This is a genomic window from Chitinophaga sp. (assembly GCF_036569125.1).
GTDB lineage: Bacteria > Bacteroidota > Bacteroidia > Chitinophagales > Chitinophagaceae > Chitinophaga.
Genome location: NZ_DATCRF010000150.1, coordinates 1 through 11,289, shown reverse-complemented (window position 1 = coordinate 11,289; position 11,289 = coordinate 1). Strand labels below are relative to the sequence as shown.

The 11,289-nt window shown below is 50.7% G+C and carries 8 protein-coding genes; 2 read left to right on the top strand and 6 right to left on the bottom strand.

Annotated features, from left to right (window positions below):
- Positions 1 to 1,544, top strand: a 1,544-nt coding sequence (locus VIM87_RS05440; RefSeq protein ID WP_331995997.1) for a hypothetical protein, incomplete at its 5' end; no start/stop codon positions are given.
- A 96-nt stretch (positions 1,545 to 1,640) separates the two neighbouring features.
- On the opposite strand, the gene VIM87_RS05435 is transcribed toward VIM87_RS05440, so the two are convergent.
- The 5 genes from VIM87_RS05435 to VIM87_RS05415 form a co-directional block, all read right to left on the bottom strand.
- Entirely contained in the window at positions 1,641 to 3,962 is a 2,322-nt protein-coding gene (locus tag VIM87_RS05435; protein ID WP_331995996.1) for an FdhF/YdeP family oxidoreductase, read from the bottom strand.
- Positions 3,963 to 4,208: 246 nt separating this feature from the next.
- Positions 4,209 to 5,030: a formate dehydrogenase accessory sulfurtransferase FdhD gene (fdhD, locus tag VIM87_RS05430; RefSeq protein WP_331995995.1), complete on the bottom strand. Its 822-nt coding sequence runs from the start codon at positions 5,028 to 5,030 to the stop codon at positions 4,209 to 4,211.
- A gap of 175 nt (positions 5,031 to 5,205) precedes the next feature.
- Complete coding sequence (locus VIM87_RS05425; RefSeq protein ID WP_331995994.1) at positions 5,206 to 6,207, bottom strand: NADP-dependent oxidoreductase; 1,002 nt, start codon at positions 6,205 to 6,207, stop codon at positions 5,206 to 5,208.
- A gap of 175 nt (positions 6,208 to 6,382) precedes the next feature.
- On the bottom strand, positions 6,383 to 7,144 hold the full coding sequence (locus VIM87_RS05420) for an ABC transporter permease (RefSeq protein WP_331995993.1): 762 nt from the start codon (positions 7,142 to 7,144) through the stop codon (positions 6,383 to 6,385).
- Between the two features lie 142 nt (positions 7,145 to 7,286).
- Positions 7,287 to 8,246, bottom strand: a complete 960-nt coding sequence (locus VIM87_RS05415) for an ATP-binding cassette domain-containing protein (protein ID WP_331995992.1) — start codon at positions 8,244 to 8,246, stop codon at positions 7,287 to 7,289.
- A 244-nt stretch (positions 8,247 to 8,490) separates the two neighbouring features.
- Here VIM87_RS05415 and ypfJ point away from each other — a divergent pair, with 244 nt between their 5' ends.
- Positions 8,491 to 9,345, top strand: a complete 855-nt coding sequence (ypfJ, locus tag VIM87_RS05410) for a KPN_02809 family neutral zinc metallopeptidase (RefSeq protein WP_331995991.1) — start codon at positions 8,491 to 8,493, stop codon at positions 9,343 to 9,345.
- Positions 9,346 to 9,435: 90 nt separating this feature from the next.
- On the opposite strand, the gene VIM87_RS05405 is transcribed toward ypfJ, so the two are convergent.
- On the bottom strand, positions 9,436 to 11,289 hold a 1,854-nt coding region (locus tag VIM87_RS05405), incomplete at its 5' end, for a tetratricopeptide repeat-containing sensor histidine kinase (protein ID WP_331995990.1).

Below are 11,289 nucleotides of genomic sequence, written 5' to 3'. Positions count from 1 at the left end.
GTATGAGGCTGCTGAGATTTGCCAACCGCCTGCACATTAATACCGCCGAATGGGTGATCCGGCAATCACTCTTTTTCCGGGAAAATGATACCATTGATCCCTACACCATGGCCGATAATGAACGTTACCTGCGTAACCGTCCGTTTATACAGGATGCGCGGGTGTACATCATCAATACCGGCGCCTCGCCGGATTCTGTGGACCTGCTGGTGGTAACAAAAGACCTTTTTGAATATGGCGCCGACCTGCGGGAGCTAACCCAAACGGCTTTCCGGGGCGGCGTTTCCAATAACAACCTGCTGGGCGCCGGGCAGGGGATAGACATCACCACTATGTGGCGTAACGACCGCTCCCCGCCCTGGGGCGCAGCCCTCACGTATACCAAGTATAACGTAGCAGGTTCGTTTGTGGATGCTTCTGTAGGCTATACTACCCTCAATGACTATACGCCGGCAGCTATTGATACAGGGGTTTTCGAAGGTGCATATTTCATTAATCTGAACCGTCCCCTGTACCGTACCAGCGCCAGCCTTATAGGCGGGTTATACCTGTCGCGCAGCTATTCCATTAATTACCGTAACCTGCCGGATTCCCTGTACCGCGACTACCGTTACAGTGTAATAGACGCCTGGGTGGGGTACAATTTTATTAACCCGGGAAAGAACGGGCAGGACCCTGGTAAAAAGCCGAACGTGGCCTTGCTTGCACGGCATTACAACCTCTTTTTTCACCGGAATCCTGCACAGCCGGTGTTTAAGTTTGACCCGGTATATAACGACCGCCGTTATTACCTGGGCCAGCTGGCCGTATTCCGGCAGGATTTCTTTAAGGCGCACTATTTCTTTGGATTTGGCAGAACGGAGGATATTCCGCTGGGGTATAACGCATCCATATCATCCGGATGGGAAAGCTGGCAAAGCCGCAAGCGCTTTTACACTGCGCTGGAGCTGCATAAGTTCTGGGTAACCAAACATGAGGGGCTGTTCAATACCACGCTTGCAGTAGGCAGCTTCTGGCAAAGGGGCTCCTCTGAGGATGCTATTATACATGCCAACATGGAGTACTACAGCAACCTGTTCAACTTCAAATGGGGCAGGCTGCGCGAGTTTGTAACGGTTGATTTCCTGGCCAACCCGAATAACTTTTTCTATAAGCCGCTAAGTATAAACCTGGATGTAGGGATCTGGGGATATCGTAATTCCAGGATCAATGGTTACCAGCGCCTGAATGTGCGCTCTGAAACTGTGTATTACAGCCCGCTGAAATTGCTGGGCTTCAAGTTTAATTTCTCTACGTATCTGCAGCTGGCGCAGATCACGGAGAAGAATAACGCCATCTTTAAGAACCCGCTGCATAGCGCCGTGGGTGCGGGCGTACGTATCCGTAATGAGAACTTAGCCCTGAACACTTTCCGCCTGGCTGCCTATTATATGCCCGATGCACCGGCGCCGGTAAAGTCTTTCTATTATGAGATCACGACCATTGTGGATTTCAGGTTCGATATTTCTGTGCTCCGCGCACCAGGCTTTTTATCGTTTCGGTAGCTGAAAGCATAAAGCATAAAGCAAAAAGGGATTGGCGCGGATAAAGCAAACCATCCGCTCCAATGATCCGCTGCATTAAGCTTTATGCTTTATGCTTTATGCTTTCAGCTTTCTGCCTTCTGCCTTCTCAATCTTTATGATCACCATCTTCGACACAGGCGTATTACTCTTTTCCGCCACACTGCTCAAAGGCACCAGCACATTGGTTTCGGGGAAATAAGTAGCGGTGTTCCTTTCCGGGATATTATACGCTACTACAATAAAGCGGTGTGCTACCCGGCGCTGCCCGTCATCCTCATTAATAAGGTCCACTACATCACCGGCCTTTAAACCGGCGCGCTGAATATCTTTCTCATTCATGAGTATCACGCGGCGCTCATTGTACACACCGCGGTAGCGGTCGTCCAGGCCGTAAATGGTGGTGTTAAACTGGTCATGGCTGCGGATGGTCATCATCACATATTCATCTGCCGCCAGCGACAGGGGGCTGATGTTAGCCAGGCTAAAATGCGCCTTACCGCTGCCCTGGATATTAAAACGGCCTTCCCGGGCCGTATTGGGTAAATAGAATCCGCCGGGATGGCGTACCCGTTCATTGTAGTTATCAAAGCCGGGGATCACCTTTTCAATGTCGTTCCGGATATGATCGTAGTGCTGTTCATACACATCCCAGTTCACCTTAGATCGGTCTTCCAGCAGGGCTTTGGCCAAACGGCAAATGATCACCGGCTCGCTCAGCAGCTCGTCAGATACCGGTTCCAGGTTCCCTTTGGACATCTGTATCACGCCCATGGAATTTTCACAGGTCACAAATTGCCGTTCGCCGCTGATCAGATCCATATCCGTACGGCCCAGGCAGGGCAGTATCAGCGCTTCCTGACCGTGCACCAAATGGCTGCGGTTCAGTTTCGTAGATACATGCACAGTAAGCGCGCAATTACGCAGGGCCTGCGCCGTCAGGTTGGTATCCGGTGTGGCGGAGAGGAAGTTGCCGCCCATGGCCATAAATACCTTAGCGCGCCCTTCCAGCATAGCGCGTATGGAGTTTACGGTATCAAACCCGTGATGCTGGGGCGGTATAAACCCGTATACCTCCTGCAGCCGCTGCAGCAGGGCAGGAGAGGGTTGCTCAAAAATACCCATGGTACGGTCGCCCTGCACATTGCTATGCCCGCGTACGGGGCAGGTACCTGCGCCGGGTTTGCCAATGCTGCCTTTCATCAGCAGCAGGTTCACCACTTCCTTAATCGTATCCACGGCATTTTTATGCTGGGTAAGGCCCATGGCCCAGCAGGCCACGATGTTCTTTTTCTGCGCCAGCACTTTTGCAGCCGCCTGGATCTGCGCTACCGGCACGCCGCAATCTGCCGCCAGCTCAGCTACGGTATATTGCTGTAAGTTTTGTACGTAATGCTCATAGCCATGGGTATGTTTGGCTATAAAGTGATGGTCCAGCACCGTATCAGGCTGCTCAGCCTCCGCTTCCAGCAGCAGCAGGGCCAGGGCTTTTATTAAAGCCATATCCCCGTTAATGCGTACCTGCAGGAAAAGATCGGCCAGGTGTGTTTTAATGCTCAGGAAACCTTTTACCGTTTGCGGGTTCAGGAAGTTCATTAAACCGGCTTCCGGCAAGGGGTTCACGGCTATAATGGTAGCCCCGTTGGCTTTTGCCTTTTGCAGGGCGCTCAGCATGCGCGGGTGGTTGGTGCCGGGGTTTTGCCCCAGTATAATGATCACCTCTGCCTTGTAAATATCTTCCAGCGTAACAGAACCCTTGCCAATACCCAGCGATTCGCCCAGGGCCACCCCGCTGGATTCATGGCACATGTTGGAACAGTCGGGCATGTTGTTGGTGCCATATTCCCGCACCATCAGCTGGTACAGGAAAGCCGCTTCATTGCTGGTACGCCCGGAGGTGTAAAAGATGGCTTCATCCGGCGATGACAATGCATTGAGGTGGTTGGCTATTTTCTGAAAAGCTATTTCCCAGGAAATGGGTTTGTAATGCGTACCGCCGGAGGGCAGGTACATGGGCTGTGCAATACGGCCTTTTTTCCCGATCTCATAGTCAGAGAGGTCGGCCAGGTCGGCCACCGCATTGGCTGCAAAAAAATCAGGCGTTAGCTTTTTGAGCGTAGCTTCTTCTGCAACTGCCTTGGCGCCGTTCTCGCAATACTCGGCAATAGTGGAGCGGTCATCGTCAGGGTCGGGCCAGGCGCAGCTGGGACAGTCAAAACCATCTTTCTGGTTTAGCTTCAGCAGGGCCTTCATGCCCCGCAATGCGCCCGTTTCCTTTAAGATATGCTGTGCGCTGATCATTACCGCCGGTATACCGGCAGCCACGGTTTTGATCTTACCTAATTTTAACCCGGTGAAATGCGCCGGGGCTTCTGCAGCAGGTATTTTTTCAGAGCTCATGTGTGTTTTTTTAGCAGAAAGCGTAAAGCGCAAAGCATAAAGCATAAAGCATAAAGCTGAATGCAGCGGTTTATTGGAGCTCAATCCATCCCACACTAATCCTTTTTGCTTTCCTTTTTGTTCTTATTTTTTACTTTCCATCCTATCCGCACCGATCCTTTTTAATTTTTACTTTTTTACTTTTTAGGCTTTACTCCACCTTATCCGCGCCAATCCCTTTTTGCTTTCTGCTTTATCCTTTCAGCTTTATAAAACAATCCTCTCCGCCCTCGTATAAATATTGCAACGTTGCTGTCTTAAAAAACCAATTAATGTAATATTCCATTCTTCCGCCATTTTAACAGCCATGCTGGATGGCGCGCCCACGGCGGCAATAATAGGAATGGCAGCCATAGCAGCCTTCTGGATCAATTCAAAGCCTGCACGCCCGCTTAACAGCATCAGGCAGCGGGATAGTTGAATATCACCGGCCAGCAAAGCGGCGCCTATCAGCTTATCCACCGCATTATGCCGGCCAATATCTTCCTTTATCAATAACAATTCACCCGTTTCATTGAACAAAGCAGCGGCATGGATGCCGCCTGTATCCTCAAACAACTTTTGCTGCGTACGTATGCTGTCCGGCAGCTCCAATAAACGTGCAGCCGGAAACGTTAGTGCCAGTCCGTTATTATCGTTTTGTACCTTGGTGAATATAGAATCAATATCCGGTTTACCGCATACCCCGCAGCCGGAGTTGGAGAAGAAGTTGCGTTGCATGGGCTGCAGCACTGGCTGTACATGTGGCTGCAGCGTAACTGTAATAGTGGATCCATGGGGCTGCAGGTTAGCGATATCGGCGGCCGACTGAATAATACCTTCTGTAAATAAAAAACCGGTGGCCAGATCCTGGTCCTGCCCCGGTGTACGCATGGTAACTGTAATATTCTGCTGCTGCCGTTCCTGCTCCGGACCATGTACCAGCTTTATTTCCAGCGGTTCCTCAGCGGCCAGTACATCTTCCTCATCCGTAATGGTGGTGTTATGGATCTTTTTGATCCGGGTGTATGATAAGGCGTGTTGCTGCATGTATTAAAGGTACGGAAAATGCAGAAAGCCGAAAGCTGAAAGGATAAAGCATAAAGCTGAATGCAGCGGAGCATTGGTGTGGATGGTTTTACCTTATTCGCGCCAACCCTTTTTATTTTTGCTTTTTACTTTTTTACTTACCCTGCCAATCCCTTTTTGCTTTATGCTTTCAGCTTTACGCTTTCACAATCATCTTACCCATATTTTGCCCGGAAAACAATCCCAGCCAGGCTTCCGGCAAACGGTCAAAACCTTCCACCACGGTTTCTTCAAATTGCAGCTTGTTTTCCTTCAGCCATTGGGTTAAATGCAGCGCTGCTTCCGCATGGTATTCCTTCATATAACGCACCAGGAATCCCTGTATCAGGATGCTGCGTTTTACCACCTGTGGCAGTATACGCGGACCGGGCGGGGTAGCGGTATCATTATAGCTGGAGATCTGCCCGCATACCGGCACCCTGGCCTGGAAGTTAAGCAGGGGAAACACCGCATCCGTAGTAGTGCCGCCTACATTATCAAAGTAAATATCTATGCCTTTAGGGCAGGCGGCAGCCAGCGCTGCGCCCATATCAGGGGTGGTTTTATAATTAATGGCTTCGTCAAAACCGAATTCCGTTTTCAGCCGCCGGATCTTTTCCTCCGATCCTGCAATGCCTACTACCCGGCAGCCCATTATCTTCGCGATCTGGCCTGCTACCAATCCCACAGCACCTGCTGCGCCGGATACCACCACTGTTTCGCCGGCTTTGGGCCGGCCAATGATCACCATCCCGCAATAGGCGGTTATACCTGCTGATCCCAGCACTCCCAGGTAATAACCCGGAGGTATGCTTTGTGTGTCAATGGGTTTAATGGCTTCTGCAGACACAATGGCTTCCGTGGCCCAGGGCAGCAGGCCGCCCGTTATAAGGTCGCCGGGATTGTAGCCCATTACCTGGCTTTCCAGCACCTCGGCCACTACAGCGCCTTCTATGGGAGCATTAAGCTGGAAGGGCGGAATATAGGAAGGTGCATCATTCATACGGCCACGCATATACGGATCTACTGAAAAGTACAATCCCCTGATATGTAGCTGGCCGGCCTGCAGCGGCGGTAATTCAACATTTTCTGTTCTGAAAACTGAAGCATCCGGCATACCGGATGGCCGCGCCGCCAATACGATCTGTTTAACTGACATATGTTTGGGTTTAAGCTGAAAGCAGAAAGCGTAAAGCATAAAGCTGAATGCAGCGGATCATTGGTGGGTATGATTTACTTTAGCCCTACCAATCCCTTAATTTTTGCTTTTTTATCTTTTCCCTTATCCGCGCCAATCCCTTTATGCTTTCTGCTTTATCCTTTCTGCTCACAATCTATGCCACGGCCGTCTTATAAGAACGGATAGCCCACCAGAAAACCAGCCCCATTACCGGCAGCAGCACCGCAAAGGCCTGGAACACCACCGGGGTGTTCACCTGCCCGCCCATCAGCGCCCGCGAAGCCTCTACCGCATAATATACCGGGTTAAAATGCGCTGCTACCTGCAGCCAGTGCGGGGCCATTTCCATTGGTAACAGAAAGCCGGCCAGCAACATAATGGGTAAGGAAATACCCTGTATAATGGGGGCTATGGCATCCTCACTTTTCAAACGTAATGCCAGCGCATAGGAGAATGCGGCAAATAGTGCGCTAATGATAGCCAGCAATATCATCACAATTATAAACCCGGCCCAATACACCTTTAACCCGAAAGGTATAGCCATTAAAGTGATCAGCAGCGTTTGCACCAGCACCCCGCTTACATCCCGCAGCACACTGCCCAGCAGCATTGCCAGCCGGCTGGTAGGCGTTACCCGGAAACGTTCAATGATACCCTGTCTTATCTCATCCACCAAACCAAAGCCCACATACAGGCCTCCATATACGGCAATTACCACGACCACGCCGGGCAGGAATACGTTCAGCACACTGCCGCTGGTAAAACCCGGCATGCCCGTGAAATGCTGTAGCATAGGCGCAAACAATAACAGGTACATTAAAGGCGTACCTACTGCCATGAACAGGAATCCCGGGTTATGCAGGGACTCTTTTACCTTGCGTATATAGTAGATCTGAAGATTGGAGAAGAATGACATGGTGCGTGTTTTTTAGTCCATGATCCATAGTCGATGGTCCATGGCATAGGCGTTAAGTAATTGTATTTCGTAACAGGCTATAGTTGTAATACCGGTTCTTTTGTGAAATGCCATGGACCATCGACTATGGACCATGGACCGTTCACGCTTCCTGCAGCGAGCGGCCGGTTTGCCGCAGGAATACATCGTCAAGGGTAGGCTGGGAGAGGGAGATGGTTTTTAAGCCTATCTGCGCATGATCCAGTAAGCGGAGTATTTCCGGCAGTGTTGCCTCGCCTTCGTGTACATATAACCGTAAGTGTCCCTGCTCATAGCTGGCTTCGCGCACATAGGGCTGATCAGTGAACAGCTGCAGCGCTTTTTCATTATGCGCACCGTCGGCCGAAAGGCCCAGCAGCACTACATCACCGGCTATTTGTTTTTTCAGCTCCCGGGGCGATCCTTCGGCTTCTATTTTTCCCTGGTCCATAATTGCAATACGGTCTGCCAGTGCATCCGCTTCATCCAGATAATGGGTGGTCAGGAAAATGGTAACGCCGCTATCGCGCAGGCGCCTTACTTCATCCCAGAGGCGGGCCCTGTTCTGCGGATCTAAGCCGGTGGTGGGTTCATCCAGGAACAGCAGCTGCGGGCGGTGCATCATGCCCAGGGCTACATCCAGGCGGCGGCGTTGCCCGCCGGAGTAAGTGGCGGCTTTACGGTCGGCAATAGCTTCCAGGTCAAAGGCGAGGATCAGCGCTTTAGCTTGCGCGGCGGCATTATGCCGGTTCATACCAAATAAACGGCCCTGCAGCACCAGGTTTTCCCAGGCGCTCATGCCACGGTCGCTGCCACCGGCCTGGCTTACATACCCAATACGCTCACGCAGCCGCTGCGGGTGTTTCAGCAGGTCGCAGCCTGCCAGGGTAGCTTCCCCGGCATCCGGGGTAAGCAGGGTGGTAAGCATGCGCAGGGTAGTGGTTTTACCGGCGCCATTAGGGCCCAGGAAACCAAAGACCTCACCCGTACGCACGGCCAGGTCTACGCCGCGTACCGCTTCCACAGTTTTTCCCTGCGCCTTAAAGCTCTTTTTCAATCCATTGGTTAGCACAATATGTTCCATATAACGGAGGTTTTATCTGCCTCAAAACTAGGCAGCAGGCAGGCGGGGGGAAATACACTTTCGGTTACCGGCAGTAGAAATACCGGTGAAAGGGGGAAAAGGAAGGGTTAAAAGTACCAGGCATTAGCAGGAATACGGCGCGATTTTGGAAGTAACCGCTTTATAAATTTATTTAAATTCACTTCGCCGCCAGAAGGAAAATAGTACCTTACAGGCAGCAGATCTGTTACTTAAAAAACATCATATGCGTTGGCAAAACAAACGTTTAAGCGATAATGTGGAAGACCGCCGTGGCAGTGGCGGTGGCGGTATGCGTACCGTAGGTATCGGTGGCGGTATTGGCGGCATTATTATTATAGTGCTGGCACTCTTATTTAACAAAGACCCGCAGCAGGTGCTGCAACAGGTACAACAACAGGGCGGAGGCGCCAGTCAGCCTGCAGAACAGGTAACTAACGGCAGCGATGAAACCTCACGCTTTGCATCTACCGTGCTTGCCTATACGGAGGATGTATGGACCGAGCAGTTCAGCCAGATGAACAAATCCTACACCCCGCCTAAAATGGTGCTCTTTAGTGATGCTACAGAAAGCGGCTGCGGTTTTGCCCAATCTGCCATGGGACCGTTTTATTGCCCGGCAGATGATAAGGTATACCTGGACCTTTCCTTCTTCAACGAAATGAAGGAGCGTTTTAACGTGGTAGGTGATTTTGCCATGGCTTATGTAATTGCCCACGAAGTAGGCCACCACGTACAGAACCTGCTGGGCATCAGCGCTAAAGTGCAGTCCATGCGCCAGCGTATGAGCGAAAAGGAATACAATAAATTATCTGTGAAGCTTGAGCTGCAGGCCGATTTCCTGGCCGGTGTATGGGCCAACCACGCACAAAAGATGGATAACATACTGGAAGCCGGGGATATTGAAGAAGCCCTTAACGCCGCCAGCGCAGTAGGGGATGATAAGCTGCAGCAGGCTTCCCAGGGCAGGGTAGTGCCCGATGCCTTTACCCACGGCACCTCTGCCCAAAGAATGTACTGGTTTAAAAAAGGTTTTGAAACCGGTGATATTAAACAGGGAGATACGTTTAGTGAGAATTAGTTGATGTGCAAATATGCAAATGTGCAGATAGTAAAGCCGGCACTTCGGAGTTCATTCATCTGCACATCTGCATATTTGCACATCTGCACATTATAAAAGTTGTTTCTTCTTCCTCATCACATGCCCCTGCTGGTTAGCATCTTCTTCCGATAAAGGGATCGTAAAATGAAAGCTGGTAATACCTGGCTGGCTATGGAACCAGATAGCGCCCTTATTCAGCTCCACAAAATCTTTGGAAAGCGGCAGCCCCAGCCCGCAGCCTTTTTCATGACGGGTACCGGGCATAGAATAATAAATATTGGAGAATACTTTATGCTGATCTTTATCCGGTATGCCAACGCCGTTATCCCGCACACATATTTCCAGCTCAGTACCGTTAATATGCGCCAATACCTCGATATTCCCGCCGCCGGGTGTGAACTTAATGGCATTGCTGATCAGGTTGCGCAGCACCAGCTTCATCATATCCGGATCAGCGAATACCGTTACCGGCTGCTGTAAATGATGGGTAAGGGTTACCTCTTTCTGCCGCGCAAGTGTTTGCAGCAATTCAATCTCCCGCCTTACCATCCCGGTAAATTCAAATTCATCCGGCTTGGTGCGGATGCCCTTCATCTGCGAGCTGGCCCAGTTCAGCAGGTTATCCATCATGTAGGCGGTATTTTTCATATCGCGCCATAGGTCATCTGCAAAGGTGCGGAATTCCTCGGTCGACATTTTCCTATCGCGCAGCAGGAACAGCATCCCTTCCAGGATGGCCAGGGGAGAGCGCAGATCATGCGAGATCACCGAAAAGATCTTGTCCTTCACCTGGTTCAAACTGCCTAGCTTCACATTCTGCTCCATGATAATGCGGTTCTGCTGCGATACTTCCTCGTTCTTACTATTCAGCTGCCGGTACAGCTCCTGCTGCCGTTTGTATAAGCGGTACAGCAGCACCGTGATCACAAGCAGGATCAGTAATAGGAAAGCGCAGGCCGCTACCAGTATACGCTGTTGGTGAATGGTGGCAAGGTGTATTTGCTGTGCAGCTTTCAGCAGATGGTTTTCCCGCTGCCGTTTTTCAGATTCATATTTTTCACGGGTATTGGCAATGGACAGTTCCTTTTCTACCGCAAAATATTTCTCCTTCAGGGAATTGTAGGTATTGTAATGCCGCAGGGCCATAATATAATCGCCCCGCGAAGAATCCAGCTGCGCCAGGTACTGGTAATAGATCATTTCATTCTTTGCATTCTTTTGGGTAACATTCACACGCGCGGCTTCTTCCAGCTGGCCGGCAGCAATGGTATAATGCTGCAGCAGGGTATTCACCTTAGCCAGGTTAAGCCATGTTTTACCAATGCCCGCCTGGTTTTCAGCGGCCTTGTAATAACCCATGGATCTTTCCAGGTATTGCTGGGAGGTTTCGTACTCACCCTTCTGCAGGTAGATGAGCCCCATATTTTCATAGGTAAAACCCAATCCCTGTGTATTACCCATGCTCAGTTTCAGGCGTTCCGATTCACGCAGGAAGTAGAGCGCAGAATCCAGCTTTTGCAGCTGCATATAGCAGGAGCCAATGTTATTCAGTGTTTTGGCAATCTCGGCCTGCTCATTGAACTGCTTCTTTATTTTCAAAGAGCGTTTCAGGTAGGGGAGTGCCTGTACGGGGTTGTTCTGCTCTATTAATATATTACCAATGTCGTTATTAAGGATGCCCGTCATATGCAACAGACCGTTCTTTTCAGCCAGCCGCAGTGCAGAAAGGGTCATGTCCATCTGCTTATCCAGGTTGCCTTTGGTATTTTCTACCAGCGCCAGGTTACGGGTAGCCAGTATGGTGCCTTCTGCATATTGCAGGCTATCGCTCAGGCGCAGGGCTTCTGTAGCATAGAGCGTTGTTTTTCCCGGGTCGCTGGTAAAATATACCCGGCCCAGTTTATTCAACAGCTGTACCCTTAT

Coding starts and splice junctions, on each gene's coding strand:
- VIM87_RS05425 (WP_331995994.1), bottom strand. CDS start 6,207: ATGTCAGTTAAACAGATCGTATTGGCGGCGCGGCCATCCGGTATGCCG.
- VIM87_RS05415 (WP_331995992.1), bottom strand. CDS start 8,246: ATGGAACATATTGTGCTAACCAATGGATTGAAAAAGAGCTTTAAGGCG.
- ypfJ (WP_331995991.1), top strand. CDS start 8,491: ATGCGTTGGCAAAACAAACGTTTAAGCGATAATGTGGAAGACCGCCGT.
- VIM87_RS05435 (WP_331995996.1), bottom strand. CDS start 3,962: ATGAGCTCTGAAAAAATACCTGCTGCAGAAGCCCCGGCGCATTTCACC.
- VIM87_RS05420 (WP_331995993.1), bottom strand. CDS start 7,144: ATGTCATTCTTCTCCAATCTTCAGATCTACTATATACGCAAGGTAAAA.
- fdhD (WP_331995995.1), bottom strand. CDS start 5,030: ATGCAGCAACACGCCTTATCATACACCCGGATCAAAAAGATCCATAAC.